Below are 26086 nucleotides of genomic sequence, written 5' to 3'. Positions count from 1 at the left end.
CGGACCTCTGTCGCGGAGGCCTGCGTGGCGGGGCACGGCATCGATCCGTGGACCTCTCGATCGTCAGTCGGTGCGGTGGAGGAGTGCGTGCTGTCGAGCATCTGTCCCGAGCGTATCGTCCTGGCGTCCGGGACCGCTGGCCGCGACGGCGTCCACGACCGGAGAGCGACGCAAGAAGCCCCCGGCTTCACCGGGGGCTTCGTGATGTGGCTGGACGCGGCGTCGATCCGCGGACCTTTCGATTTTCAGTCGAACGCTCTACCAACTGAGCTACCCAGCCGTGGAGTCCAGCTCGTGAGCTGGTCTCTCGGAGGGACGTGCCCTCCAGACGAGTGACTCGCCTTGGCGACCCTGACCGGACTTGAACCGGCGACCTCCGCCGTGACAGGGCGGCGCGCTAACCAACTGCGCTACAGGGCCAAACTGGTGTTCCTGATGATGCTTCGTGCTGATGATACGTCGTGTCAGAGACACTACCCGGACCTGGTCAGAAGGAGAAACCGGAGCTTCTCGGTCGGACCGTGACCCCAACGGGATTCGAACCCGTGCTGCCGCCGTGAAAGGGCGGTGTCCTAGGCCACTAAACGATGGGGCCGAGTGGTCCACGAGGAACCACAGGCAACCGAGGAGCAAGCATACAGATCGGAGACGTTCCGCGCAAAACGGTCTCGGCAGGTCCCGCAACGGTCGCTGACCGACACGACTCGCCGCCGTGCGCGACCTGCTGGCGGGTCGGCACGGGGCCGTCTACCTTCGACCTATACTCCACGGTTCGTCGGCCGCGAGATCGGCGGACGATCGGACGGCTCGGGCCTCCCGGGCGAGCTCGACCTCGTGCACGACGAAATCGGAACCTCGATGACCTCCAGCCGCACCCTCCGCCACCGCGCCTCCTCGGCCCTCGCCGTCCACCGCGGCCCGCACGGCGCGCGCATCGCCGCCGCCCTCGCGGCCGTCGCCCTGCTCGTCGGCGCGGGCGTCGCGTCGCCGCAGGCCGCCCACGCGGCGGACTACCCGTCCTGGGCCGACGTGCAGGCCGCCCGCGGCGACACGGCCGCGAAGCAGGGGGAGATCGACACGCTCCAGGGCCTGCTGACCCAGCTCGACGCCGATCTCGACGCGAAGAACGAGGACGCCCGGCAGAAGGGCGACGCGCTCCAGGCGGCGCAGACCGCCTACGACGACGCGCAGTTCCGCACCGCCCAGCTGCAGGCCCAGGCCGACGACGCCGCGAAGGTCGCCGCCGCCAGCGAGGAGCGGGCCGGCCAGCTCGCCGCCCAGCTCGGACGGTCCGGCGGCAACGACGGCATCAGCAGCAGCCTCATCGCCGACCCGGGCGACGCGGGCCAGCTGCTCTACAAGCTCGGCGCGATGAGCAAGCTCACCGAGCAGGCCGACGGCATCTACTCGCAGGCCACGCAGGACAGGAACACCGCGCAGTCGCTCAGCGACCAGGCCGCCGTCGCGGCCGCCGCCCTCGAGGAGCTCGCCGACGAGGCCCGGGTCGCCCTGGCCGCCGCGAACGAGGCGGCGCAGGCCGCCGCCGACGCGCTCGCCGAGCAGGAGGACAACAAGACCCGGCTGGAGGCGCAGCTCGCGATCCTGCAGCAGGACCTGCAGACCACCGAGGCCGAGTTCCAGGCCGGCGAGGAGGCGCGCAAGGCGGCCGAGGCCGCTGCGGCAGCCGAGGCGGCCAAGTACGGCAGCCCGACCAACGGCACCCCGGCCGGCGTCATCTCGAGCGCGGGCTGGACCCGCCCCTCCGGCGGCAACGTCGTCAGCGGCTTCGGCATGCGCGTCAACCCGGTCACCCACGCCTACGTGCTGCACGCCGGCACCGACCTGGCCGCCGCCTGCGGGACGCCGATCTTCGCCGCCACCGCGGGCACGGTCAGCTACGCGGGCTGGATGGGCGGCTACGGCAACTTCGTCCAGGTCGACCACGGCGGCGGCGTCAGCACCGGCTACGGCCACCAGGTCAACGGCGGGATCATGGTGTCCGTCGGCCAGCGCGTCGAGGTCGGCCAGCGGATCGGCACCGTCGGCTCGACCGGCAACTCGACCGGCTGCCACCTGCACTTCGAGACGCGGCAGGGCGGCGTCGCGGCCGACCCGGTCCCGTTCATGTCGGCGCGGGGCATCCGCCTCTAGCCCGACGGGCGACGACGAAGGGCCCGACGCTCGTGCGTCGGGCCCTTCGTCGTGTGCGGGAGGCGCGGGTCAGTGGCCCTCGGCCGCCAGCTTGACGATGCCGGCCTCGACGATGGCCTCGGCCTCGGCGGCGTCGCCCCAGCCCTCGGTCTTGACCCACTTGCCGGGCTCGAGGTCCTTGTAGTGCTCGAAGAAGTGCTCGATCTCCTTGCGGAGGTACTCGGGCACGTCGGTGACGTCCTGGATGTGCTCCCAGCGCGGGTCCTTCGCGGGGACCGCGATGACCTTGGCGTCGCTGCCGCCGTCGTCGGTCATGTTGAAGACGCCGACGGGACGGACCTTGACGCCCACCCCCGGGAACAGCGGGTAGTCGAGCAGCACGAGCACGTCGACGGGGTCGCCGTCGAGCCCGAGCGTGTTCTCGAAGAACCCGTAGTCGGTCGGGTAGACGAAGCCGGTGAAGAGCACGCGGTCGAGGTAGACGCGACCCGTCTCGTGGTCGACCTCGTACTTGTTGCGGCTTCCCTTGGGGATCTCGATCACGGCGTCGTACGCGGCCATGGGTGCTCCTGGTTCAGTCTCGGGGGCACGCCGACCAGGCCGGTCGGCGGCTGCCGGTAACGTTACAAGATGCCCGAGAGACCGCGCCTGACCCCAGCCGTCGCCGACGTCCGACGTGCCGTCCGCGCCTCCTTCGCAGGCCTCGCGACCGGCGACCTGGTGCTGGTGGCGCTGAGCGGCGGCGCCGACTCGCTCGCGCTCGCCGCGGCCACCGCCTTCGAGGCCCCTCGCGCCGGGCTCACGGCCGGTGCGGTCGTCGTCGACCACGGCCTGCAGCCGGGCTCGGACGAGGTGGCCGAGGCTGCCGCTGCCCGGGCCTCGGCGCTGGGGCTCGCGCCCGTGGTCGTCCGGCGGGTCGACGTCGGCGCCGAGGGCGGCCCCGAGGCCGCCGCCCGCGAGGCCCGCTACGCCGCGCTCACGACGGTCGCCGCCGAGACGGGCGCCGTCGCCGTGCTGCTCGGGCACACCCTCGACGACCAGGCCGAGACGGTGCTGCTCGGCCTCGCCCGCGGCAGCGGCCCGACGAGCCTGCAGGGCATGGAGGCCGCGTCCGGGCGGTGGCGACGGCCGCTGCTGGCGGTCCGGCGCGAGGCGACCCGCGCCTCCTGCGCCGATCTCGGCCTCGAGCCGTGGGACGACCCGCACAACGACGACCCCGCGTACGCCCGGGTGCGCGTCCGCACGACCGTGCTGCCCGTGCTCGAGCGCGAGCTGGGGCCCGGCGTCGCCGAGGCGCTCGTGCGCACCGCGGCGCAGCTGCGCGAGGACTCGGAGGCGCTCGACCACTTCGCCGAGGAGCAGGCGGAGGAGGTGGCCGACCACGCCGAGGCCGGCATCTCGCTCGACGTCCGGTCGCTGGCCGCGAACCCCGCGGCGCTGCGGCAGCGGCTGATCCGCCTGGCCGTCGAGAGCGAGTTCGCGCTGACGCTGAGCCGCGCGCAGACCCTCGAGGTCGCCCGGCTCGTCACCGACTGGCACGGCCAGGGAGCGGTGTCCCTGCCGGGCGTTACAGTTGTGCGCACCGGGGGCGCGCTGCACTTCGCCGCGACCGCCGCCTCCTGAGGCTCCGCCCCTCCCTCCCCCTCACGACTGGAGAACGCCCGACCATGGAACTCAGCGACATCGAGAGCGACCTGACCAGCGTCCTGTACACCGAGGAGCAGATCCACGCGGCGATCGCCGAGGTCGCCCGTGCGGTCGAGGTCGACTACGCCGGGCGCGAGCCGCTGCTGGTGGGCGTGCTCAAGGGCGCCGTCATGGTCATGGCCGACTTCGCGCGCGAGCTCAAGCTGAACGCGCAGATGGACTGGATGGCCGTCTCGTCGTACGGCTCGGGCACGAAGTCGTCGGGCGTCGTCCGCATCCTCAAGGACCTCGACACCGACCTGCACGGCCGCGACGTGATCATCGTCGAGGACATCATCGACTCGGGCCTCACGCTCTCGTGGCTGCTCGAGAACCTCAAGAGCCGCGGTGCCGCCTCCGTCGAGATCTTCGCGCTGCTGCGCAAGCCCGAGGCCGCCAAGGTGCACGTCGACGTCAAGTACGTCGGCTTCGAGATCCCCAACGAGTTCGTCGTCGGCTACGGCCTCGACTTCGCCGAGAAGTACCGCAACCTGCGCGGGGTCGGGGTGCTGGCGCCTCACGTCTACAGCTGAAGCCGGGTCGCTCGGGGCCCTCGGTCGAAGGCTCCCTCGGCGCTGGGGTCGCGGCGACGCTGGCGCGTCCCCCTCAGCTCCACCGCGCACGTCTACAGCTGAGGCTCGTCCACCACCCCAGTACGGGAGCGGGCAGCCCGCTATGAGCGAACACCCATGGGGCCCCTAGGCGGCCCGTTGTAGCCTTTCGCTCACGTTCTTCCTGCAGAAAGGTGTCGGGCGTCGCCCGTACTGACATGGACTTCAAGAAACTGTTCCGCGGACCGATCATCTACATCGTGATCGCGGTGATCGGCATCGGCATCGGCTGGAGCGTCATCAGCGCCTCCGGCACGACCCAGGTGTCGACGCAGGAGGGGCTCAAGGCCCTGAACGACGACAAGGTCTCGTCGGCCACGATCTTCAGCAACGAGCAGCGGGTCGACCTCGTCCTCAAGGACGGCGACGCGCAGCAGCAGTTCTACTACTCGACGCCCCGCGGCGACGAGGTCGTCACCGCGATCAACGACGCGGACCTGAAGGACTTCGACGACACCGTCACGCAGACCAGCTGGTTCGTGTCGCTGCTCAGCGTCCTCCTGCCGTTCCTCATCATCGGCGTCATCTTCTGGTTCCTCCTGTCGTCCATGCAGGGAGGCGGCAGCAAGGTCATGCAGTTCGGCAAGTCCAAGGCGAAGCTCGCGTCGAAGGAGACGCCGCAGGTGATGTTCACCGACGTCGCCGGCGCGGACGAGGCCATCGAGGAGCTCGAGGAGATCAAGGAGTTCCTCAAGGAGCCCGCGAAGTTCCAGGCCGTGGGCGCCCGCATCCCCAAGGGCGTGCTGCTCTACGGCCCTCCCGGCACCGGCAAGACCCTGCTCGCCCGCGCCGTCGCCGGCGAGGCAGGCGTGCCCTTCTTCTCCATCTCGGGCTCCGACTTCGTCGAGATGTTCGTCGGCGTCGGCGCCAGCCGCGTGCGCGACCTCTTCGAGCAGGCCAAGCAGAACTCGCCGGCCATCATCTTCGTCGACGAGATCGACGCCGTCGGCCGTCACCGCGGCGCCGGCGTCGGCGGCGGCAACGACGAGCGTGAGCAGACCCTCAACCAGCTGCTGGTCGAGATGGACGGCTTCGACGTCAAGACCAACGTCATCCTGATCGCCGCGACGAACCGTCCCGACGTGCTCGACCCCGCCCTGCTGCGTCCGGGCCGCTTCGACCGCCAGATCGGCGTCGACGCCCCCGGCCTCGACGGTCGCCGCCAGATCCTCGAGGTGCACGGCAAGGGCAAGCCCCTCGCCGCCTCCGTCAACCTCGAGGTGCTGGCCCGCAAGACGCCGGGCTTCACCGGTGCCGACCTCGCCAACGTGCTCAACGAGGCGGCCCTGCTGACGGCCCGCTCGAACGCGCAGCTGATCGACAACCGCGCCCTCGACGAGGCGGTCGACCGCGTCATGGCCGGCCCCCAGCGGCGCAGCCGCATCATGAACGACCACGAGAAGCTCATCACGGCGTACCACGAGGGCGGCCACGCGCTCGCGGCGGCGGCGATGCGGCACACCGACCCGGTGACCAAGATCACGATCCTGCCGCGTGGCCGGGCCCTCGGCTACACGATGGTGCTGCCCCTCGAGGACAAGTACTCGGTCACCCGCAACGAGCTGCTCGACCAGCTGGCCTACGCCATGGGCGGCCGCGTCGCGGAGGAGCTCGTGTTCCACGACCCCACCACCGGTGCCTCCAACGACATCGAGAAGGCCACCGGCACCGCCCGCAAGATGGTCACCGAGTTCGGAATGAGCAACAAGGTCGGGTCGGTCAAGCTCGGCCAGGGTTCCGGCGAGCAGTTCATGGGCCGCGACATGGGCCAGCGCGACTACTCCGAGACCATCGCCGAGACGGTCGACGCCGAGGTGCGCGTGCTGCTCGAGCAGGCGCACGACGAGGCCTGGGCGGTCATCAACGACAACCGCGACATCCTCGACCACCTCGCGGCCGAGCTCCTCGAGAAGGAGACGCTCGACCACGACGAGCTCGCGGTGATCTTCAAGGACGTCAAGAAGCTGCCCGAGCGTCCGCAGTGGCTCTCGAGCGACAAGCGTCCCGTGTCGGACCGCCCCGCGATCCCGATGCCGACCAAGGCACCGGTCGACGCCGAGGCCGTCGACGGCGGAGTGGGCTCCGAGCCCGAGGAGGCGCCCTCGCGGAAGCGCCCGCCGCGCACCACCCCCGGCATCGCCACGGCCTAGGCACGCAGGCCGATCCGGGCGGCGCACCGCGTCCGCCCGGGTCGGTAGCCTTGCCTCTCGACCCGTGGCCCTGATCGGAGGAACCTCCCCGTGACCGACTCGCCGTCCGACGGTGACCACCGCTCGTCGTCCGCCGCGTCCGAGCCGCGTGCCTGGAAGCGGCCGCGTGGTCGCGAGCGGTACCCGGACCCGGTCGTCGTCGACGCGCCTCCTCCGGCCAGCGCCCCGGCCGCCGGTGCCGAGCGTCGTCTCGCCCTGTCGCTGGACGAGCGCGCCGCCGTCCGGCCGCCCGCCCAGCTGCCGCCCGTGACCCACACCCCGGCGACGCAGTCGTCGGCCGCGCAGGCACCGGCGCAGGCGCCCGCCCGGCAGCACCCGCCCGTGCCGACCCCGCCCGCGGGTGCCCGTCCGGGCGTGCCGCCGGCCGTCGCGCCGCGGGCCTCCACTGCTCCCGCCGCGTCCGGAGCGCCTGCCCCGACGGCCGCCTCCGGCCACGTCGCCGGGCGACGCCTCGTGGTCGGCGGTCGCTACGACGGCCCGCTCCCCGGCGGCGACGCGACGCGCACGCGGTCCGGGTCGCACGCCGCGCCCGGCCTCGTCGACGCGCCTGCCCGTGAGCTCGACGAGCCCGGCTGGCCACCTCGCGAGCGCACCCGCGTCGCCTCGCACGCCGCGCCTCCTGAGGACCGGGCCGAGCTGCTCCGGCTCGAGGCCGACGACGTGGCCGCCGCTGCGGTCGCCGACTCCGCCCGCGCTGCCGACACCGGTGCGCACTCGCGGCCGGCTCCTGCCGCCTCCGGCCCCCGGGCACGCCGCCGGGCACGCGGCCGCGCCGACGAGGTCGACCCGCGCGACGTCGCGACGCGGGCGATCCCGGTCCAGCGCCCCGCCGCCTCCGTGCGCGCGACCGGCGCGACGCGGGACGACCGCGGCTCCGTGACGGTCTCGCGCACGCTCGTGATGGGGATCCTCAACGTCACACCCGACTCGTTCAGCGACGGCGGCCGCTACGTCGGCCTCGACGACGCCCTGCGCCACGCTCGCGAGCTCGTCTCCGCCGGGGCCGACATCGTCGACGTCGGGGGAGAGTCCACCCGGCCGGGCGCCCGCCGCGTCGACCCGGTCGAGGAGCAGCGTCGGGTGCTGCCGGTCATCCGGGAGCTCGCCTCCGAGGGCGTCCGGCTGAGCATCGACACCATGAACGCGGCCACCGCGTTCGCCGCCGTCGACGCGGGCGCCGACGTCATCAACGACGTCTCCGGCGGCCTCGCGGACCGCTACATGGCGCAGGTCGCTGCCGACACCGGCCGGCCGTTCGTCGCGATGCACTGGCGAGGGCACCTCGCCGACGCGACCGCGGGCATGCGGGGCGACGACGTGGCCGGCCAGGTGCGCGACGAGCTGCGCCGCCGCGTCGACGACCTCGTCGACGCCGGCGTCGACCGTGACCAGATCGTGCTCGACCCCGGCCTCGGCTTCTCGAAGGACGCCGACCAGAACTGGGAGGTGCTCGCCAGCCTCCACGAGCTCGGCCGGCTCGGTCACCCGATGGTGGTCGGCGCGTCGCGCAAGCGGTTCCTCGGCGACCTGCTGCCGGACGGCGCCGAGCCCCGCGACCGCGACGCGGCCACGGCGGTCGTCAGCGTGCTCGCCGCACAGGCAGGCGTCTGGGCGGTGCGGGTGCACGACGCCGCGTCGACGCGCGCGGCCCTCGACGTCTGGCAGGCGTGGCAGCGCGGGTCGGGCCCGGCCCGCCCGGCGAGGCACGCGTGAGCGCGGCGGGCGACGGCCGCGGGCCCGACGAGGCGCCGTCGGTCCGCACGGCACCCGTCGGGCTCGACGTGCTGCGGCTGCTCGGCGTCCGCGCCACGGGCCACCACGGCGTCTTCGACCACGAGCGCCGCGACGGGCAGGAGTTCGTGATCGACGCCGTCGTGCACCTCGACACGACCCCGGCCGCCGACGACGACGACCTCGCGCAGACGGTGCACTACGGAGTCCTCGCCGAGCAGCTGGTGGCCGCGGTCGAGCGCGACCCCGTCGACCTGATCGAGACCCTGGCCGAGCGCCTCGCCGCCCTCGTGCTCAGCCACCCCGCCGCCGCGCGGGTCGAGCTGACCGTGCACAAGCCGGGCGCCCCGATCACCGTGCCCTTCGGCGACGTGTCGATCACCGTCGTGCGGGAGCGCCCGTGAGCGGCGCGAGCGTCTCGAGCGTCTCGAGCGGCTCGAGCGGCTCGAGCGGCTCGAGCGGCGCGGCCGGCGCCGGGGCCGCGCCCGTCGTGCGCCGCGGCGTGGTCGCGCTGGGCTCGAACCTGGGCGACCGCGACGAGCTGCTGCGCGACGCCGTCGCCGCGCTGGCGGCGACCCCGGGCGTGACCGTGACCGCCGCCTCCTCTCCGGTGTCGTCGGTCGCCGTGACGCTCGCCGGTCCGGACGAGACCAAGCCCACCTACCTCAACGCCGTCGCGCTCGTCGAGACGACGCTCGAGCCCCTGGCGCTGCTCGACGCGCTGCAGGCGATCGAGCACGACCACGGCCGGGTGCGCGACGAGCGCTGGGGCGACCGGACCCTCGACCTCGACGTCGTCGTGCTCGGCGACCTCGAGCTCGACACCGAGCGCCTCACGCTGCCGCACCCCCGTGCGGCCGAGCGCGCCTTCGTGCTCGAGCCGTGGCTCCAGGTCGACGAGGAGGCGCGGCTCGGCACCCGGGGACGCGTCGCCGACCTGCTCGCCGCGCTGCCCGACCGCACCCGGCCCGTGCCCGGGGCGACCGGCCTGCTCCTGCCGGCCCGCGCCTCCTCGGCCCCGGCCCCCGGGTCCGACGACGCCTCCGACGACGCCTCCGACGACGCGTCCGGCCCGGACGACGCCCGCGCCCCTGCCCCCGCCCGCGACCCCGACTCGGCGGGAGGAGCCTCGTGAGGCACACCCGTCCCGCGACGCTCGTCGGCCTCGCCCTCGTGGCCCTCGTCGGCGGCTTCGTCGTCGACGCCGCACTCGTGTCGTCCGGCCAGCCCTCGATCGTGCCGTCGATCGTGCTCGGCCTCGTGCTGCTCGTGATCGGCGGCATCGTCGTGACGATGGCCCTGCCGGTGCGCCGCGTCGCCAAGGGCACGCAGAAGGAGCGGATCGACCCGTACTACGCGACCCGCGTGCTGCTGCTCGCGAAGGCCAGCAGCCTGGCCGGCGCTCTCTTCGCGGGAGCGAGCGGGGGGGTGCTCGCCTTCATGACGACGCGTGGCGTGGACGTGGCGATAGGCTCCGTGGTGCCCACGATCGTCGCCGTCGTGGGGGGCCTCGGCCTCCTCGCGGCCGGGATCGTCGCCGAGCACATGTGCACGGTGCCGCCCGGGGACGACGAGGGCGGACCAGGAGCCCAGGCGGCCTGACCGCAGGCCGGCAGCCCCGCCGACAGCACTGCTGCAGGGCGACCCGCAGCCGACCCGGAGGTACGCGCCATGGACCGACTCGACGTGGCAGAGCCCGCCTGGACCGGCATCTCGCCCAAGTACGTCTGGCCCGAGCTCGTGGGCTGGCTGGTCACCGGGCTGATCGCCGCCGCGGCCACGACTCCGCTCTGGTTCATCGGTGCCTGGTGGTGCTACGCGATCACCGCGGCCGTCGTGGTCGTGATGGTCGTGGTCATGGCCTTCGTGCCCCGACGCGTGCGCTCGATCCGGTACCAGCTGCGGGAGGACGACCTGCTCGTCCGCCGCGGCATCCTGTACCTGCGCTTCGTCGCCGTGCCCTACGGCCGCATGCAGCTCATCGACATCAACCGCGGCCCCGTCGTGCGGGCCCTCGGTCTCAGCGACCTGAAGTTCGTCACGGCGGCGGCGTCGTCGGGCGTGACGATCCCGGGGATCCCGGAGGCGGAGGCCGACTCGCTGCGCGACCGCCTCGTCGAGCTCGCCGAGTCCCGCCGGGCGGGGCTGTGAGCGGGCCGCTGCCGGGGGAGGGGGCGCCGCCTCCTGCGGACGGGCCTGCGACGCCGGCGACGCCTGCCGCGCCCGCGCCTGGCGGGTCCGCCGCGCCTGCCGCGCCCGCCGCGGTGGCCGAGCTCACCGACGGGGAATGGCACCGCCTGCACCCGGCGACCCCGCTGCTCAAGGGCGGCATCGCCCTGATCGTCGTGCTGGGCATCATCGTCAACAACGCCCGCGAGTGGGTCGTCGGCTTCTTCGTGCCGGGCGGGCGGCGCCCGGACGGCGACGGCGAGGGCGACCCGTTCGGGTACGTCGTCGAGCACGGGTACCTCGGGTTCGTGCTGCTCGGGGTGCTCGTCGTGGTCGCCGTGCTCGTGCTCGTCTTCTGGTTGTCGTGGCGGATGAACACGTTCCGCGTCACGGAGGAGATCGTCGAGGTCCGCAGCGGCGTCGTCTTCCGCACGGACCGGCGGGCGCGGCTCGACCGGGTGCAGGGCATCAACATCCAGCGGCCGGTGCTCGCGCGCGTCTTCGGCGCCGCGAAGCTCGAGGTGAGCCAGGCGGGCGACGACGCGAACGTCTCGCTCGCCTACCTCCGCTCGGCGGCGGCGGACGACCTGCGGCGCGAGATCCTGCGGCGCGCCTCGGGCGTGCAGCGGTCGGCCGTCGACGGCGTGCAGGCTGCGCCTCCTGCCGGTGGGGCGGTGCCCGGGCAGGTCGCGCCCGGCCAGCCTGCGCTCGGCCAGGCCGTGCCCGGCGACGCGGTGCCCGGCCACGTCGCGCCTGCCGACTCCCGTCAGCGCTTCGTCGGGCTCGTCGAGCAGCGCGCCCAGGACTTCCTCTCCGACGGCCTCGACCCGCAGGGGGCGCCTCCCGAGTCGGTCGTGAAGGTGGACGTCGGTCGCCTGGTCGGCTCCGTCCTGCTCAGCGGGTACACGCTGTTCCTCGTCGCGGCCGCGATCGCCGTGGTCGTCAGCGTGCGGCTGACAGGCGAGTTCTTCCTGCTCTTCGCCCTGCTGCCCGCCGTGCTCGGCTCGAGCGGGTACTACGTCAACCGGGTCACGAAGTCGCTGCGCTACAGCATCTCGTCGTCCCGCGACGGCATCCGCATCGGCTACGGGCTGTTCTCGACGACGAACGAGACGCTCCCGCCCGGACGCATCCACTCGGTGAGGGTGAGCCAGCCCCTGCTGTGGCGGCCGTTCGGCTGGTGGCAGATCAGCATCAACCGGGCCTCGCGCTCGTCGACCGACGGCTCGGGGCAGCAGGGCAACTCGACGCTGCTGCCGGTCGGCGACGAGACGGACGTGCGGCGCGTGCTCGAGCTCGTGCTGCCCGAGCTCGTCGGCGTGGCCGCCGCCGGGGTGCAGGCCGAGGAGCGTGCCGAGGAGCGGGCCGAGGAGGCGTCGGCCCCGTCGGCCGAGTCCGTCGCCGGCCCCGAGACGGCGGGCACTGGGCCTGCGCTCGTGGAGCCCGAGCGTGCCGTCGTGCACGAGCGCGCCTCGCACACCCTCTCGCTCGTCGAGGACGGCCTGACCTCACGCGGCAGCGAGGGCGGCTTCACCACGTCGCCCCGTCGGGCCGCCGTGCTGCGCTGGTTCTCCTGGCGCCGCAACGGCTTCCGCACGGCTCCGGGTGCCCTGCTGCTGCGCAAGGGAGCGATCTGGCGCGAGCTCGTCGTCGTGCCGCTGCCCCGGATGCAGAGCGTCGGCCTGTCGCAGGGCCCGCTGCTGCGTCGCCTCCGGCTCGCGGCCGTGCACCTGCACACCGTCCAGGGGCCGATCATCGCGACGATCGGCGCGCTCGACCAGGACGACGCGCTGGCGTTCTTCGAGGGTGCCGCGCGGGACGCGGTGACCTCGGCCCGGGCCGACCGCACCCACCGCTGGGGCGCCTCCTCGGCTCCCGTCGCTGCGGACCCGACCGCCACCTCCTCGGCTCCCGTCGCCCCTGCCGCCCCTGCTGCCCCTGCTCTCAAATTCGAGAGTGATCCGTCCTCGGGCAGTGCAGGTGCCCCGCCGACCAGCGCTGGCGAGCAGGATCTGTCTCCGTCCGCCGATGGACCCCGTGACGCACCGCGAGAGGAGCCGCGCCCGTGAGCCCGCAGCAGAGCGGCCGCCTCGGCGTCGGCGTGATCGGCGCCGGCCACGTCGGGCCGGTGCTCGGCGCCGCCCTGGCCGCCGCGGGCCACGCGATCGTCGGCATCTCGGCCGTGTCCGAGCGCAGCCTCGACCGGGCGGAGGCGATCCTCCCGGGCGTCCCCGTGCTGACGGTCCCCGAGATCGTCGAGCGCAGCGAGCTCGTGCTCATCGCGGTGCCCGACGACCAGCTCGCCGACCTCGTGCAGGGCCTCGCCGCGACCGGCGTCTGGCAGCCGGGCCAGCTCGTCGTCCACACGTCGGCGGCGCACGGCCTCGAGGTGCTGCGGCCGGCTCTCGCGGCGGGGGCGATCCCGCTGGCGATCCACCCGGCGCTCACCTTCACGGGGTCGACGATCGACCTCGTCCGGCTCCGCGAGGCGTGGTGCGCCGTGACCGCTCCCGGGCCCGTCCAGCCGATCGGGCAGGCGCTCGTCGTCGAGATGGGCGCCGAGCCCGTGCTCGTCAGCGAGGCCGACCGGCCGCGCTACGCCGAGGCCGTGGCGACCGCCACCGAGTTCTCCGCCGCGATCGTCACGCAGTCGGTCTCGATGCTCGCCGAGCTCGGCGTCCCCGAGCCCGGCCGGCTCATCGCGCCCCTGGTCCGTTCGGCCATGGACCGCGCCCTGGGCGTCGCCGGCGGCTCGAGCGGCCCCGGTACCATCGACATGGCGGCGTTCGACGACCCGCCGTCCCCGTTCGGCGGGGGCCTCGGCGCCTGACGGCTGTGCGCCTCCTCGTCCGCTCGTCGCCGTCGCAGCCCACGCCGCGCCTCCTCGCCTCCCCCTTCTCTCCGTCCCCCACCACCCCGCTGGAGCCCCTGCACATGACCGACGTCCCCGAGACCACCACCCCCTCCGACGACGCGGCCGCCGTGGCCGCCGCCGCGGCCGAGGCGGCTCGCGAGGCCTCCGAGCAGAAGCAGGTGCGGCTCGAGAAGCGTGCCCGGCTGCTCGAGACCGGGCGCGACGCGTACCCGGTCGGCGTCCCGCTGACCGACACGATCCCCGCCGTGCGGGCGCGTCACGCCGAGCTCGAGGCGGGCGCCGAGACCGGCGAGGTGGTCGGCCTGGCCGGACGCGTCGTGCACGCGCGCAACACCGGCAAGCTCTGCTTCGCGGCGCTGCAGGCCGGCGACGGCTCGCGCATCCAGGCGATGGTGTCGCTCGCCGAGGTGGGCGACGAGTCGCTCGCCGAGTGGAAGGACCTCGTCGATCTCGGCGACCACGTCTTCGTCGAGGGGCAGGTCATCTCGTCGCGGCGCGGCGAGCTGTCGATCATGGTGAGCGAGTGGGCGATCGCCTCGAAGGCGATCCTGCCGCTGCCGAACCTGCACGGCGAGCTCAGCGAAGAGACGCGGGTGCGTCAGCGCTACCTCGACCTGATCGTCCGCGACCAGGCCCGCGCCACGGTGCGCGCCCGCGCCGCCGCGGTCTCGTCGCTGCGCCGCACCTTCGACCAGCACGAGTACCTCGAGGTCGAGACCCCGATGCTCCAGACGATGCACGGCGGCGCGGCGGCGCGTCCCTTCACGACGCACAGCAACGCGTTCGACACCGAGCTGTTCCTCCGCATCGCGCCCGAGCTGTTCCTCAAGCGCGCCGTCGTCGGCGGCATCGACCGCGTCTTCGAGATCAACCGCAACTTCCGCAACGAGGGCGCCGACTCGACGCACTCGCCCGAGTTCGCGATGGTCGAGGCGTACCAGGCCTACGGCGACTACGAGCAGATGGCCCGGCTCACGCAGCAGCTCGTGCAGGAGGCGGCGCTCGCGGTCGCGGGTACCCACCTCGTCACGCTCGCCGACGGAACCGAGTACGACCTCGGCGGCGAGTGGGCCCGCGTGCCCATGTACGAGTCGCTCAGCGAGGCCGCCGGCGTCGAGGTGACGCCGCTGACGACCGTGTCCGAGCTGCAGCGCCTCGCCGCGACCGTCGACCTGGTCGTGCCGCACGAGACGCACGGCAAGCTCGTCGAGGAGCTGTGGGAGCACTTCGTCAAGCCCTCGCTCGACCGCCCCACCTTCGTCGTCGACTTCCCGGTCGACACGAGCCCCCTCGTCCGCCAGCACCGCTCGAAGGCCGGCGTCGTCGAGAAGTGGGACCTCTACGTGCGCGGCTTCGAGCTCGCCACGGCGTACTCCGAGCTCGTCGACCCGGTCGTGCAGCGCGAGCGCTTCGTCGAGCAGGCCGCGCTCTCGGCCCGCGGCGACGCCGAGGCCATGCGCCTCGACGAGGACTTCCTCCGTGCCCTCGAGCACGGCATGCCGCCGAGCGGCGGCATGGGCATGGGCATCGACCGCCTCCTCATGGCGATCACCGGGCTCGGCATCCGCGAGACGATCCTGTTCCCGCTGGTCAAGTAGCGGCAGGGCGCGACGCGGCGCTCCTTGACCACCCGAGTCTGTGTCAGTACATTGGTACGAACCTGATACAAAAACCCGGGAGGGCCCATGTTCTGGATCTACCTGCTGCTCGTCGCGTCGCTGGTCGTCATCGCCGTCGACACGGCGTCTCCCCGTCGGCACGGGGGACAGCTCGCGAAGCTGGCCGCCCGCATGAACCTGCCGGTGACCCCTGAGGTCGAGCCGCTCGTCCGCGCCCGCCTCCGCCGTCGTGCCTGGGGAGTCGGGCTCGGCGGCGGCGTGGTGGTCGCGGCGGCGCTCACGGTCGGGCTGCTGCTGCCCGAGCTGCGGCAGTCGCCCCTCGCCGCGGCGACCGTGCTCGTCGCGGGCTTCGCGGGCACGGGCGTCGGCGCGGCCGTGGCCGCCGTCGGCTCGGTGCCCCGTCCGGCCGCCGATGCGGTCCGCGTCGCCCGGACGGCACCTCCTCGTGTGGCGGACTATGTCGGCCCGCCCGAGCTCGTCGGCGCGCGCCTCGTCGTGGGCCTGGCGCTCGTGGCCTTCGTCGTCGGCGGCGTGGCCGCCGTCTCCGGCCTCGGCGGCGCGCTCCCTCCGACCGCTCTCGCCGAGTGGGTCACGGGCGTCCCCGGGGTGACCGCCCTCGTCGCGGTCGTCGGGCTCGTCACGACCGAGGTGGTCATGAGGCGCCTCGTCGACCGCGGGCAGCCGGCCGTGTCCGAGCTGGACCTCGCCTGGGACGACGCGCTCCGGTCGATGGCGCTGCGCGACCTCGTGACGGCTCCCGTCGTCCTCGGCTTCGTCGGGCTCACCGGCACCTCGACCGTCCTCGGCGACGCGGCCGCGGGCGGGGGCCCCGGGTCGGTCGGCAACCTCGTCGTGGGGGTCCTCGGGCTCGGCGTCGCCGCTCTGCTGGCGCTCGCGCTCGGCGTCGTGATCTGGGCCCTGGCGACGAAGCCGCACCTCCACTGGTGGCGGCGCCTGTGGGAGCCGCGCCGCCCCTCCGTCGCCGCCCCTGCCGGCAGTGCGGGGAACCTGCCGTGATCGTCATCGACCAGCGCTCGTCGGTGCCTCCCTTCGAGCAGCTCCGGCAGCAGCTGCTTGCCGCGATCGGCTCGGGCGAGGTGGCCGCCGGAGCCCGGTTGCCGACCGTGCGGCGGTTCGCGGAGGACCTCGGCATCGCGCCCGGCACCGTCGCCCGCACGTACCGCGAGCTGGAGCAGGCGGACGTGCTCGAGACCCGCGGTCGGCACGGCACGTTCGTGACCGCGGGCGGTGCCGAGGCCGAGGCGCGGTCCGCGGCGGCCGACTTCGTCGGCCGGCTCCGCCGCCTCGGGGTGGACGCGGCGACGGCGCGCGGGCTCGTCGACGCCGCGTTCGACGCGTCGGCCTGAGGGGCGGGCGGTCCCGCAGGAGGCGCGGGGCGCCTCCTCGGTGCGCCTAGAGCCTCAGGTGGTTCGGCCTCGACGCATCCTCAGGCGCGGGCCCCGGACCTGGCTTATCCTCGACGCATGCCAGAGACCTTCTTGGGAGCCGCGATCTTCGCCGTGACGCCGACGATCGTCGTGGGCCTGATCTTCTGGTTCGTCGTGCGCTCGCTGCTGCGGGCCGACCGGACCGAGCGGTCCGCCTACGCGAAGATCGAGGCGGAGGAGCGCGAGCGGGCCGAGGCCCTCGAGCGCGGCGAGGCCGGCGCGACCCGCGCCTCCTGAGCTTCTCGAGTCTCGCTCCGGGCGTTCCGCCTGCGGCTCACCTGCACGCCCGTCGACCCTCTCGGCGGGCGTTCGCTGTACCCCGGGAATGCCGCTGCCAGGGCGTCGGAGGCGTCCGTGTACCCCGTCTGCTGCCCCCGGCTCAGGCGAACGGCGCGCACTGTACCCCGCAGGCCCGATTCGCGTAATACACCCGGAGGCCCCGCACGTCAAAGCCTGGTCTCCCCCGTCCCCCGAATGGCTCGAAACCCTGTACGCACGCACAGAACTGCCTTGCGAAGGGCCTCAGCGACTTCTCCCGGGACCCTGCCCCGCGCCAGACTTGTGACAACGCCGAAGAGCTTCACGAACTATTCGACATGACAGCAGTCAGACCTCGAGCAGGGAGAGAACGATGACGATCACATCCGTCACCACGCGCAACACCACCACAGACACCACTGACGAGCCCGAGGTCGAGGTCCTGTCCCAGGTCCGCGGTGCATCCACCGACCAGGTCGGCGACTACCTGCGTCACATCGGCCGCATGCCGCTGCTCGACGCCGCAGAAGAGACCGAGATCGCGCGTCGCATCGAGGTCGGCCTGTTCGCCGGCGAGAAGCTCAAGGAGCTCCAGGCCGCCGACGCCGTCAAGAAGAACCGCACCAAGGCGCACGCCGAGATGATGCGCGACCTCCGCTGGCTGCAGCACGACGGTGAGCGTGCCAAGGACCGCATGATCACGGCGAACCTCCGCCTGGTCGTCAGCATCGCGAAGCGCTACACGCAGCGCGGCCTCCCCTTCATGGACGTCATCCAGGAGGGCAACCTCGGCCTCGTCCGTGCAGTCGAGAAGTTCGACTACACGCAGGGCTACAAGTTCTCGACGTACGCCACTTGGTGGATCCGCCAGGCGATCGCCCGCGGCCTCGCCGACAAGGCGCGTGCCATCCGCATCCCCGTCCACACGGTCGAGCGCATCAACCGCATCTCGCGTGCCGAGCGCGACCTCACCGTCGACCTGGGCCGTGCGCCCACCGTCGAGGAGGTGGCCGAGGAGGTCGCCATGGAGGTCGCCGACCTGGTCGAGCTCAAGTCGCGCTCGCACGAGCCCGTCTCGATCCACACTGTCGTCGGCGACGCCGAGGACAGCGAGCTCGGCGATTTCATCGAGGACGAGGAGACCCCCTCGCCCACGGCCGCGACCGAGAACTCGCTGCTGAACCGCGACATGCATGCCCTCGTGGCGACGCTCCCCGAGGACGAGGCCCGCGTCATCCGCATGCGCTTCGGCCTGGACGACGACCAGCCCATGACCCTCGACGAGATCTCGAAGCGCGTGCACAGCTCGCGCCAGGCCGTCTCGCGCGTCGAGAGCCGTGCCCGTCTCCGCATGTTCGCGAAGGCCGTCAGCCAGGACCTGCAGCTGTACCTGCAGTAGGCCGGCGCGACCTGCAGTGCCTGAGGGCCGCCTCCCCGTCCACCCGGGGAGGCGGCCCTCAGTCGTTGCGGCGTCTCGGTCGTCCCCTCCCCCGAGTGATGGCCCTCGTCATTCCCGCCCCTGAGCGGTCCCAATTCGGCCCTCATCTCCTCGTGAACAACGAAATCTGACCCCAGGACGGCCCGGCATGCCGGCTCACCGGGCGTCTCCGCTCGACTGGTCCCAATTGGGGCCCCTCAGCCGCAGCAAGCACGAGAACGGACCACTCGACGTCGAGCGGAGAACCCTCCACACCCCACGAGGCGTGCGCCGTCCCCACAGGACGTCCACGTTCCTGGGCCACCCGCCCTACATCGCCCCGATGCTCGTCGCATGCCCCGCATCGATCTGCCTCCGTCACTGTCCGCCCGGCCCTTCTCCGTGTCGGAGGCACTCGATGCGGGGCTCGGTCGGGAGCGACTCCGGGGCCGGGACCTGTTCCGTCCACACCACGGGGTCCGGGCGCCCCTCCGAGCGGCTTCGGTGGGTCACGTCCAGGACGTGGCTCGGCTGTTCCTGCCTGGGATGCGACCAGGATGGTGCTTCTCCCACGTCACGGCACTCGCCATCTGGGGCCTGCCGCTCCCTTCGTTCCCTGTCCTCGGCGACGCGTCTGGACCGACCCTGTTGCACGTCTCCGTCTCAGCAGGGCGCGGTCCTCGGCGGGAAGGCATCGTCGGACATCGCGGACTCGGCGTCGACACGGCTCGGACCCTCGGGGACCTTCCCGTCGTCGACCCCTTGACGGCGTTCGTGCAGGCAGCTTCGCAGTTGCCCCTGGACGCTCTCGTGGCGGTCGGCGACGCCCTCTGCGGTTCGTGGTCGCCGTGGCCGGAGGCGCGGGAGCGAGCACCGACCGACATCGAGGAGCACCTCGCCGCCTGCGGTCGGGCACGTGGAGTCGGATCGGCCCGACGAGCACTCACGCACGTGCGCATCGGCGTCGAGTCCCCGAAGGAGACGGAGCTCCGCCTCCTTCTCGTCCGAGCAGGACTCCCCGAGCCCGAGATCAACACCAAGACCTACGACGGGGCCGGTCGCTACCTCGGCAAGCCCGACCTCCGCTACCCGGACGAGCGGGCCTCGATCGAGTACGAGGGCGACGAGCACCGACGTGACCCGGAACGATGGCGCCGCGACATCCGCCGACGGGAGCGCTTCGCCGACGCGGGTTGGCGGACCATCCGAGTCACGGATGCCGATCTGCGGGGGGCGTCTGCGCGCGAGCTCGTCGGCCGGGTCCGGCGTGTCCTCTCTGGCTGACGACTCCGTCGAGTGGTCTCGTTCTGTCCTTCACCGCTGCCGGAACGACTGTTCGTGACCACTGGGCCCGTGGCGGGAGGGGGAGAGGGGATTGGGCCCAGGAAAGGGGTGGTGGGGGAAGCGCGGCGGCGGTACCGTGGGCGCGGACGAGCAGGCGCACACCAGCGCATGCCGCAGGAGCTTCAGGAGAGGGGTCATGAGCATGGCCGTCGTCATCGCACCCGCGAACCCCCCTCACACCCGGGTCGCCGTCTAGACGCTGCGCCTCGCGCACGCCGATGAGCGGCCCCCTCCTCAGGAGAACCGCTTGTCCTCTCACCCTGACGACTCCGTCGTCACACCGTCCACGACCCTGCCGGCGCCACCGACGGCCTCAGCGTCGCCGACCCCGCACTCGTCCCCGATCCCCGATGACTTCGTCGTCCCCGCCTTCAGCACCGCCGAGCCCGTCGACGGCCAGCGGTGGTCGACCTGGCCGGCGGCCACGCCGACCGAGCGCGGCCCCCGTCCGTGGCCGAGCTGGCTCGTCACCTCGGCCGCCGCCGTCGACACCGAGCTCGGCGTCGTCAAGTCGGGCAAGGAGGCGGACCTCTTCCTCATCGACCGCACCGTGCCCGACGACGTCGAGCTCGGCCCCCTCGACGGCGGCCGCAGAGTGCTGCTCGCCGCCAAGCGCTACCGCGGCCCGGAGCAGAGCGACTTCCACCGCTCCTCCCAGTACCGAGAAGGCCGTCGCACCCGCAACACCCGCGACGGCCGCGCCATGGCGCGCGGCTCCACCCACGGTCGCCGGGTGCAGGCGGGCCTCTGGGCCGCCGCGGAGTTCGACGCCCTGGGGCGGATGCACGCACTCGGCCTGCCGGTGCCGTACCCGGTGCAGATCTCGGGCACAGAGGTGCTGATGGAGTTCATCGGCGACGGCACGGCCGCCGCGCCCCGCCTGGCGCAGACGCGTGCCGACGGCGCCGACCTGCGGCCGTTGTTCGAGCAGGTCGCCGAGATCGTCCTGGTCCTGGCCCGTGCCGGCTTCGCCCACGGCGACCTCAGCGCCTACAACCTGCTGGTGCACGAGGGGCGCGTCGTCGTCATCGACGTGCCGCAGCTCGTCGACGTGGCGAGCAACCCGCGGGGCGCCGAGCTGCTCGAGCGCGACTGCCGCAACGTCTGCGACTGGTTCGCCCGTCGCGGCTTCGACCGATCGCACGACCACCTCTTCGCGGAGGCCCTGGGGGAGGTCTTCGGCTAGGCAGCTGCGGTGAACCGTCACGAAGTGCTGCGGCAGCCCTGCCGGGCGGCACTTCGCGACGGTTCACCGGAACCAGAACTGCAGGAGGCGCGGGCCGGGCCGGCAGGAGGGTCAGCTCAGCTGGTCGGGGTGGGCGAGAGCACCTCGGTCGCCTCGGCGCCGGCCGCCCCGCGGCGGTGCGCCGTGCGCGCCTTGAACTTGGCGCGGACGTCGCTCGGCACGAGCTCGAGCAGCTGGTCCTCGCGCAGGGGCAGGTCGAGCAGGCTGAGCTTCAGGCGCCCCTTGGTGGCGTGCCGCCCGGCGTCGAGGCGGATCACCTGGCCGGCCTCGGGCCGCAGCGACATCGACACGACGCAGCCGTCGCTCACGTCGGCGACGACGCGGCCGTCGACCTCGAGGGCCGCCGAGTGCGTGCCGCTGCCGATCTGGAACCGCAGCTGCTCGAGCGGGCCGAGCACCACCGAGCGGTCGATGCCCGACATCGGCGCGACGGGCGTGATCAGCGTCGCCGCGACGGCGGGCGACAGGATCGGCCCGCCCGCGGCGTAGTTGTAGGCGGTCGAGCCGGCGCTCGTCGCGACGACGACGGCGTCCGCCTTGTAGTAGCCGTAGGGGGTGCCGTCGAGCACGAGGTCGGCCGTGACCACGCCCTCGCCGGGGCGACGGGCCATCGACACGTCGTTGAACGCGAGGAACCGGTTCTCGGTGCCCGACGCGGTGTGCACGACCTCGACGGCGTGGTGCGGCTCGAGCGAGAAGTCCTCGGCGGCGAGCCGCTCGAGGGCGGCGGGCAGCTCGTGCGGCTCGACCTCGACGAGGAACCCCACGTTGCCGTAGTTCACGCCGAGCACGGGCACGGGCCGGTCGGCGACCAGCCGCATGGCGCCGAGCATCGTGCCGTCGCCGCCGAGGGCCACGACGACGTCGACCGTGTCGCGGAACTCCTGCTCGTCGATCAGCTCGACGCCGCCCTGCATGCGCGACTCGTCGGCGGCCTGCGCGACGAGGCGGACGTGGCCGCCGGCGACCTCGCCGCGCTGCTTCCACCCGCAGAGGATGTCGACGGAGTCGCGGACCGACTTGGTGGGGTGCGGCACGAGGCCGACGACGAGGTTGCCCATGAGGCGAGGCTAGACCGCGCCCCTGTCGCCCGGCTGACGCCGCCGACCCGGCCCGCGCCTCCCGCGCCCGAGCCCGCCGACCCGGCCCGCGCCTCCCGCGCCCGAGCCCGCCGACCCGGCCCCCGCCTCCTCGTCTGTCCCCCTGGTTCACAGGGTGTCACGCCCCCAGCGAACAGGGATGACCTGCGGGGGAGGCGCTGGTTACGCTCTCCGTAGACCGGCACCGAATGCAGGTGTCGACCGCGTACTGGTGGCGACGACCACCCCGCCACCGAGGGAGTCAAGAGATGTTCGAGAGATTCACCGACCGTGCCCGTCGCGTCGTCGTCCTCGCCCAAGAAGAGGCGAAGATGCTGAACCACAACTACATCGGCACCGAGCACATCCTGCTCGGGCTGATCCACGAGGGCGAGGGCGTCGCCGCCAAGGCCCTCGAGTCGCTGGGCATCTCGCTCGACGCCGTGCGCGAGCAGGTCCAGGACATCATCGGCCAGGGCCAGCAGCAGCCCACGGGCCACATCCCCTTCACGCCCCGTGCGAAGAAGGTCCTCGAGCTGAGCCTCCGCGAGGCGCTGCAGCTCGGCCACAACTACATCGGCACCGAGCACATCCTGCTCGGCCTGATCCGCGAGGGCGAGGGCGTCGCCGCCCAGGTCCTCGTGAAGCTCGGCGCCGACCTCAACCGCGTCCGCCAGCAGGTCATCCAGCTCCTCTCGGGTTACCAGGGCAAGGAGGCGGTGGCCGTCGGAGGCGAGCAGCAGCAGAGCGCGCAGGGCGGCAGCCAGGTCCTCGACCAGTTCGGCCGCAACCTGACGCAGGCCGCGCGCGACAACAAGCTCGACCCGGTCATCGGTCGCGAGAAGGAGATGGAGCGGGTCATGCAGATCCTCTCCCGCCGCTCGAAGAACAACCCCGTGCTGATCGGCGAGCCCGGCGTCGGCAAGACCGCCGTCGTCGAGGGCCTCGCGCAGGCCATCGTCAAGGGCGAGGTGCCCGAGACGCTCAAGGACAAGCAGCTCTACTCGCTCGACCTCGGCTCGCTGATCGCCGGCAGCCGCTACCGCGGTGACTTCGAGGAGCGCCTGAAGAAGGTCACCAAGGAGATCCGCACCCGCGGCGACATCATCGTCTTCATCGACGAGATCCACACCCTCGTCGGTGCGGGTGCCGCCGAGGGCGCGATCGACGCCGCGTCGATCCTCAAGCCCTTGCTGGCGCGAGGCGAGCTGCAGACGATCGGCGCCACGACGCTCGACGAGTACCGCAAGCACTTCGAGAAGGACGCCGCCCTCGAGCGACGCTTCCAGTCGGTGCAGGTCAACGAGCCGTCGCTGCCCCACACGATCAACATCCTCAAGGGCCTCCGCGACAAGTACGAGGCGTTCCACAAGGTCTCGATCACCGACGGCGCCATCGTGTCGGCGGCGAACCTGGCCGACCGCTACGTCAGCGACCGGTTCCTGCCCGACAAGGCGATCGACCTGATCGACGAGGCCGGCGCCCGCCTCCGCCTCTCGATCCTGTCCGCACCGCCCGAGCTGCGCGAGTTCGACGAGCGCATCGCCGGCGTCCGCGCCCAGAAGGAGGGCGCGATCGAGGACCAGGACTTCGAGAAGGCCGCCTCGCTGCGCGACGAGGAGAAGAAGCTGCTCGGCGAGCGTCTCCGTCTCGAGAAGCAGTGGCGCTCGGGCGAGGCCGGAGCCGGCGGAACCGTCGACGAGGGCATCATCGCCGAGGTGCTGGCCCAGGCGACGGGCATCCCCGTCTTCAAGCTCACCGAGGAGGAGACCTCGCGTCTCGTCTTCATGGAGCAGGCCCTGCACCAGCGCGTCATCGGTCAGGAGGAGGCCATCGCGGCCCTGTCCAAGACCATCCGCCGCACGCGCGCCGGCCTCAAGGACCCGAACCGCCCCTCCGGGTCGTTCATCTTCGCCGGCCCCACGGGCGTCGGCAAGACCGAGCTGGCCAAGGCGCTCGCCGAGTTCCTCTTCGACGACGAGGGCGCGCTGATCAGCCTCGACATGTCGGAGTTCGGCGAGAAGCACACCGTCTCGCGGCTCTTCGGTGCCCCTCCCGGGTTCGTCGGCTTCGAGGAGGGCGGCCAGCTCACCGAGAAGGTGCGCCGCAAGCCGTTCTCCGTGGTCCTCTTCGACGAGATCGAGAAGGCCCACCCGGACATCTTCAACTCGCTGCTGCAGGTGCTCGAAGAAGGACGCCTCACCGACGGCCAGGGCCGCGTGGTCGACTTCAAGAACACGGTCATCATCATGACGACCAACCTGGGCTCGAAGGGCATCGCCGGCGGTCCCGTCGGCTTCCAGATCGAGGGCGACACCGCGACCGGCTACGACCGCATGCGCGCCAAGGTCAACGAGGAGCTGAAGAAGCACTTCAAGCCCGAGTTCCTCAACCGCGTGGACGACACCATCGTGTTCCCGCAGCTGTCGAACCCCGAGCTGCTCCAGATCGTCGACCTGTTCATCAAGCGCCTGAGCGACCGTCTGCTCGACCGCGACATGACGGCCATGCTGACGGTGCCCGCCAAGGAGCAGCTCATCAAGATCGGGTTCGACCCGGCCCTGGGTGCTCGTCCGCTGCGTCGTGCGATCCAGCACGAGGTGGAGGACCGCCTGTCCGAGCGCATCCTCACGGGCGACCTGACGGCCGGCGACCACGTGCTGGTCGACTGGGTCGACGGCGAGTTCGTCTTCACGACGACCCGCCAGCCGGGCCGCGACGAGGTGCTCGTGGGCGACGTGCCCGAGATCGAGAGCTAGGCGCGAGCCAGCTCGTCGGGAGCGTCAGCTCCCCGTGATCCGCTGAGAGGGCGGTCCGGCTCCGGCCGGGCCGCCCTCTCGCGTGCGCCGGGCGGTCGACGAGGAGGCGCGGGCCGGCTCCCCGGGACGGCCCGTCGCGGGAGCCCCCGGCTGGGTAGGCTCGGGGGATGACCTCCGCGGACCAGCACGGCATCACCGTCCGCGACGCCGTCGTCAGCGACGTGCCGCACATCCAGCGCCTCTGCGAGCCCTTCGTGCAGAAGCGGATCCTGCTCGGCAAGGACCTCGTCACCCTCTACGGCGACGTGCAGGAGTTCCAGATCGCCGTCGGCCCCGACGGGGTGCCCGTCGGCTGCGGGGCGCTGCACGTCATGTGGGACGACCTCGCCGAGATCCGGACGCTCGCCCTCGACCCGGCCTGGATCCGCCGGGGAGTCGGCCACCGCCTCCTCGACTCATTGGAGGGCGCCGCCCGGCGCCTCGAGATCGGCCGTCTGTTCTGCCTCACCTTCGAGGTCGACTTCTTCGAGAAGCACGACTACCTCAACGTGGGCGACGACGGGCTCGTGCCGCCCGAGGTCTACGCCGAGCTCGTCCGCTCGACCGACGAGGGCGTCGCCGAGTTCCTCGACCTGGCCCGGGTCAAGCCGAACACCCTCGGCAACTCGCGCATGCTCAAGGCGCTGCCGCCGCTCGCGGACTGACCGCGTCCCGCCCGGCCGCACGCCCGCCTCCTGCGTGCTCGGCAGAAGTTCCCAGGCCCACACGCCGCCAGCGTCCGCCGCAGGGCGGTGGCCAGCACTTAACCTGTGCGCATGTCGACGTTCACGAATCCGACCGGCCCGCAGCCGCCCTCGGTGTACTGGCGTCGCCGAGCCCTCGTGCTGCTCGGCCTGGTCGTCGCGATCGTCGTCGTCGTGCTGATCGTCGTGCGGCCCGTCGCCTCGGGCGACGAGCCCGGTGCCGCGGCCACCAGCACCCCCGCCGCCGACCCGGCGCCCTCGGCGGCCGCGACCGCACCGGCCGCCGACGCGACCCCCGATCCGTCGTCGACGGAGGCCACGGCCGAGGACGGGGCCCGCTGCGCCGCGACCGCCATCGAGCTCGTCCCCGTCGTCGACAAGCAGGTGTTCGCCCCCACCGAGCTGCCGCAGATCTCGATGTCGGTGACCAACACCGGCTCGTCGGACTGCGTGATCAACCTCGGCTCGGGCCAGCAGAAGCTCGTCGTGACCAGCGGCGAGGAGCAGTGGTGGTCGTCCGCCGACTGCCAGGTCGACCCCACCGACCAGGACGTGACCCTCACCGCCGGCCAGACCCTCTCGACCCCGGCCATCGCCTGGGACAGGACGCGGTCGACGACCGACACCTGCGACGCGGACTCCCGGCAGGCCGTGCCCGCAGGAGGCGCGACGTACCGCCTGACCGTCAGCGTCGGCGACATCACGTCGGCCGACACCGCCCCCATGATCCTGAACTGAGC

Annotated in this window: 23 protein-coding genes and 3 tRNA genes; 21 read left to right on the top strand and 5 right to left on the bottom strand. The window is 72.7% G+C overall.

The annotated features are described in order from the left end of the window. Positions 1–207: 207 nt before the first annotated feature. The 3 genes from IFT77_RS12005 to IFT77_RS11995 all read right to left on the bottom strand — a co-directional run bounded on the left by IFT77_RS12005 (position 208) and on the right by IFT77_RS11995 (position 595). Positions 208–280 (bottom strand) — tRNA-Phe (locus tag IFT77_RS12005). A gap of 63 nt (positions 281–343) precedes the next feature. Next, positions 344–420, bottom strand: a tRNA-Asp gene (locus tag IFT77_RS12000). A gap of 102 nt (positions 421–522) precedes the next feature. Then, positions 523–595, bottom strand: a tRNA-Glu gene (locus tag IFT77_RS11995). A gap of 263 nt (positions 596–858) precedes the next feature. Here IFT77_RS11995 and IFT77_RS11990 point away from each other — a divergent pair. Further along, positions 859–2151: a peptidoglycan DD-metalloendopeptidase family protein gene (locus IFT77_RS11990; RefSeq protein ID WP_192040538.1), complete on the top strand. Its 1293-nt coding sequence runs from the start codon at positions 859–861 to the stop codon at positions 2149–2151. A gap of 69 nt (positions 2152–2220) precedes the next feature. On the opposite strand, the gene ppa is transcribed toward IFT77_RS11990, so the two are convergent. Continuing rightward, a complete protein-coding gene (gene ppa / locus IFT77_RS11985; protein ID WP_192040539.1) occupies positions 2221–2712 on the bottom strand; it encodes an inorganic diphosphatase in 492 nt (163 codons plus the stop codon). Between the two features lie 69 nt (positions 2713–2781). Here ppa and tilS point away from each other — a divergent pair, with 69 nt between their 5' ends. From tilS to IFT77_RS11900, 17 genes are all read left to right on the top strand, one after another. Further along, a complete protein-coding gene (gene tilS, locus IFT77_RS11980; protein ID WP_192170100.1) occupies positions 2782–3774 on the top strand; it encodes a tRNA lysidine(34) synthetase TilS in 993 nt (330 codons plus the stop codon). A 44-nt stretch (positions 3775–3818) separates the two neighbouring features. Next, positions 3819–4370: a hypoxanthine phosphoribosyltransferase gene (gene hpt, locus IFT77_RS11975; protein WP_123547461.1), complete on the top strand. Its 552-nt coding sequence runs from the start codon at positions 3819–3821 to the stop codon at positions 4368–4370. 236 nt (positions 4371–4606) lie between these two features. Next, positions 4607–6598 (top strand): ATP-dependent zinc metalloprotease FtsH, encoded by a 1992-nt coding sequence (gene ftsH, locus IFT77_RS11970; RefSeq protein WP_123547462.1) that lies wholly within the window; start codon positions 4607–4609, stop codon positions 6596–6598. Positions 6599–6688: 90 nt separating this feature from the next. Next, positions 6689–8371 (top strand): dihydropteroate synthase, encoded by a 1683-nt coding sequence (folP, locus tag IFT77_RS17505; RefSeq protein WP_371741037.1) that lies wholly within the window; start codon positions 6689–6691, stop codon positions 8369–8371. Continuing rightward, positions 8368–8793, top strand: a complete 426-nt coding sequence (gene folB / locus IFT77_RS11960; RefSeq protein ID WP_192170099.1) for a dihydroneopterin aldolase — start codon at positions 8368–8370, stop codon at positions 8791–8793. The genes folP and folB overlap by 4 nt, the downstream gene beginning before the upstream one ends. Beyond that, positions 8790–9524 (top strand): 2-amino-4-hydroxy-6-hydroxymethyldihydropteridine diphosphokinase, encoded by a 735-nt coding sequence (gene folK, locus IFT77_RS11955; RefSeq protein WP_192170098.1) that lies wholly within the window; start codon positions 8790–8792, stop codon positions 9522–9524. The genes folB and folK overlap by 4 nt, the downstream gene beginning before the upstream one ends. Next, positions 9521–9991, top strand: coding sequence for a DUF3180 domain-containing protein (locus IFT77_RS11950; RefSeq protein ID WP_123547464.1), 471 nt, complete (start codon positions 9521–9523; stop codon positions 9989–9991). Before folK ends, IFT77_RS11950 begins: the two co-directional genes overlap by 4 nt. Before the next feature lie 69 nt (positions 9992–10060). Beyond that, on the top strand, positions 10061–10540 hold the full coding sequence (locus IFT77_RS11945) for a PH domain-containing protein (RefSeq protein ID WP_192170097.1): 480 nt from the start codon (positions 10061–10063) through the stop codon (positions 10538–10540). Between the two features lie 113 nt (positions 10541–10653). Further along, on the top strand, positions 10654–12627 hold the full coding sequence (locus IFT77_RS11940) for a PH domain-containing protein (RefSeq protein ID WP_371741036.1): 1974 nt from the start codon (positions 10654–10656) through the stop codon (positions 12625–12627). Beyond that, positions 12624–13388 (top strand): DUF2520 domain-containing protein, encoded by a 765-nt coding sequence (locus IFT77_RS11935; RefSeq protein ID WP_192170095.1) that lies wholly within the window; start codon positions 12624–12626, stop codon positions 13386–13388. Before IFT77_RS11940 ends, IFT77_RS11935 begins: the two co-directional genes overlap by 4 nt. Positions 13389–13492: 104 nt before the next feature. Continuing rightward, positions 13493–15031: a lysine--tRNA ligase gene (gene lysS, locus IFT77_RS11930; protein ID WP_192040545.1), complete on the top strand. Its 1539-nt coding sequence runs from the start codon at positions 13493–13495 to the stop codon at positions 15029–15031. Between the two features lie 87 nt (positions 15032–15118). Beyond that, positions 15119–16069, top strand: a complete 951-nt coding sequence (locus IFT77_RS11925; RefSeq protein ID WP_192170094.1) for a hypothetical protein — start codon at positions 15119–15121, stop codon at positions 16067–16069. Then, positions 16066–16419 (top strand): GntR family transcriptional regulator, encoded by a 354-nt coding sequence (locus IFT77_RS11920; protein ID WP_133739119.1) that lies wholly within the window; start codon positions 16066–16068, stop codon positions 16417–16419. Before IFT77_RS11925 ends, IFT77_RS11920 begins: the two co-directional genes overlap by 4 nt. Before the next feature lie 117 nt (positions 16420–16536). Beyond that, complete coding sequence (locus tag IFT77_RS11915) at positions 16537–16737, top strand: hypothetical protein (RefSeq protein ID WP_123547471.1); 201 nt, start codon at positions 16537–16539, stop codon at positions 16735–16737. A 394-nt stretch (positions 16738–17131) separates the two neighbouring features. Then, positions 17132–18157: a sigma-70 family RNA polymerase sigma factor gene (locus IFT77_RS11910; protein ID WP_192040547.1), complete on the top strand. Its 1026-nt coding sequence runs from the start codon at positions 17132–17134 to the stop codon at positions 18155–18157. An 810-nt stretch (positions 18158–18967) separates the two neighbouring features. Further along, positions 18968–19459 carry a hypothetical protein gene (locus IFT77_RS11905; RefSeq protein ID WP_192040548.1) on the top strand — a complete coding sequence of 164 codons (492 nt, stop codon included), beginning with the start codon at positions 18968–18970 and terminating at the stop codon, positions 19457–19459. Positions 19460–19766: 307 nt separating this feature from the next. Further along, complete coding sequence (locus tag IFT77_RS11900; RefSeq protein ID WP_244638745.1) at positions 19767–20705, top strand: serine protein kinase RIO; 939 nt, start codon at positions 19767–19769, stop codon at positions 20703–20705. A 116-nt stretch (positions 20706–20821) separates the two neighbouring features. Here the strand turns inward: IFT77_RS11900 and IFT77_RS11895 are convergent, their stop codons facing one another. Continuing rightward, entirely contained in the window at positions 20822–21826 is a 1005-nt protein-coding gene (locus tag IFT77_RS11895) for an NAD(+)/NADH kinase (RefSeq protein WP_192040549.1), read from the bottom strand. 287 nt (positions 21827–22113) lie between these two features. Here IFT77_RS11895 and IFT77_RS11890 point away from each other — a divergent pair, with 287 nt between their 5' ends. From IFT77_RS11890 to IFT77_RS11880, 3 genes are all read left to right on the top strand, one after another. Beyond that, on the top strand, positions 22114–24603 hold the full coding sequence (locus tag IFT77_RS11890; RefSeq protein WP_146902288.1) for an ATP-dependent Clp protease ATP-binding subunit: 2490 nt from the start codon (positions 22114–22116) through the stop codon (positions 24601–24603). Positions 24604–24770: 167 nt separating this feature from the next. After that, positions 24771–25307, top strand: a complete 537-nt coding sequence (locus tag IFT77_RS11885; RefSeq protein WP_192040550.1) for an amino-acid N-acetyltransferase — start codon at positions 24771–24773, stop codon at positions 25305–25307. 111 nt (positions 25308–25418) lie between these two features. Continuing rightward, positions 25419–26084, top strand: coding sequence for a hypothetical protein (locus IFT77_RS11880; protein ID WP_192170093.1), 666 nt, complete (start codon positions 25419–25421; stop codon positions 26082–26084). Positions 26085–26086: the final 2 nt, after the last annotated feature.

The sequence above is a fragment of the Frigoribacterium sp. CFBP 13729 genome (assembly GCF_014841875.1).
GTDB lineage: Bacteria > Actinomycetota > Actinomycetes > Actinomycetales > Microbacteriaceae > Frigoribacterium.
This window is presented reverse-complemented; position numbering and strand designations above follow the sequence as displayed.

What these genes read in the sequence shown, in the direction of transcription:
- ftsH (WP_123547462.1), top strand. Translation starts at nt 4,607, where the DNA reads ATGGACTTCAAGAAACTGTTCCGCGGACCGATCATCTACATCGTGATC.
- IFT77_RS11885 (WP_192040550.1), top strand. Translation starts at nt 24,771, where the DNA reads ATGACCTCCGCGGACCAGCACGGCATCACCGTCCGCGACGCCGTCGTC.
- lysS (WP_192040545.1), top strand. Translation starts at nt 13,493, where the DNA reads ATGACCGACGTCCCCGAGACCACCACCCCCTCCGACGACGCGGCCGCC.
- IFT77_RS11910 (WP_192040547.1), top strand. Translation starts at nt 17,132, where the DNA reads ATGACGATCACATCCGTCACCACGCGCAACACCACCACAGACACCACT.
- IFT77_RS11880 (WP_192170093.1), top strand. Translation starts at nt 25,419, where the DNA reads ATGTCGACGTTCACGAATCCGACCGGCCCGCAGCCGCCCTCGGTGTAC.
- ppa (WP_192040539.1), bottom strand. Translation starts at nt 2,712, where the DNA reads ATGGCCGCGTACGACGCCGTGATCGAGATCCCCAAGGGAAGCCGCAAC.
- IFT77_RS11990 (WP_192040538.1), top strand. Translation starts at nt 859, where the DNA reads ATGACCTCCAGCCGCACCCTCCGCCACCGCGCCTCCTCGGCCCTCGCC.
- hpt (WP_123547461.1), top strand. Translation starts at nt 3,819, where the DNA reads ATGGAACTCAGCGACATCGAGAGCGACCTGACCAGCGTCCTGTACACC.
- IFT77_RS11895 (WP_192040549.1), bottom strand. Translation starts at nt 21,826, where the DNA reads ATGGGCAACCTCGTCGTCGGCCTCGTGCCGCACCCCACCAAGTCGGTC.
- tilS (WP_192170100.1), top strand. Translation starts at nt 2,782, where the DNA reads ATGCCCGAGAGACCGCGCCTGACCCCAGCCGTCGCCGACGTCCGACGT.
- IFT77_RS11945 (WP_192170097.1), top strand. Translation starts at nt 10,061, where the DNA reads ATGGACCGACTCGACGTGGCAGAGCCCGCCTGGACCGGCATCTCGCCC.
- IFT77_RS11915 (WP_123547471.1), top strand. Translation starts at nt 16,537, where the DNA reads ATGCCAGAGACCTTCTTGGGAGCCGCGATCTTCGCCGTGACGCCGACG.
- IFT77_RS11925 (WP_192170094.1), top strand. Translation starts at nt 15,119, where the DNA reads ATGTTCTGGATCTACCTGCTGCTCGTCGCGTCGCTGGTCGTCATCGCC.
- IFT77_RS11890 (WP_146902288.1), top strand. Translation starts at nt 22,114, where the DNA reads ATGTTCGAGAGATTCACCGACCGTGCCCGTCGCGTCGTCGTCCTCGCC.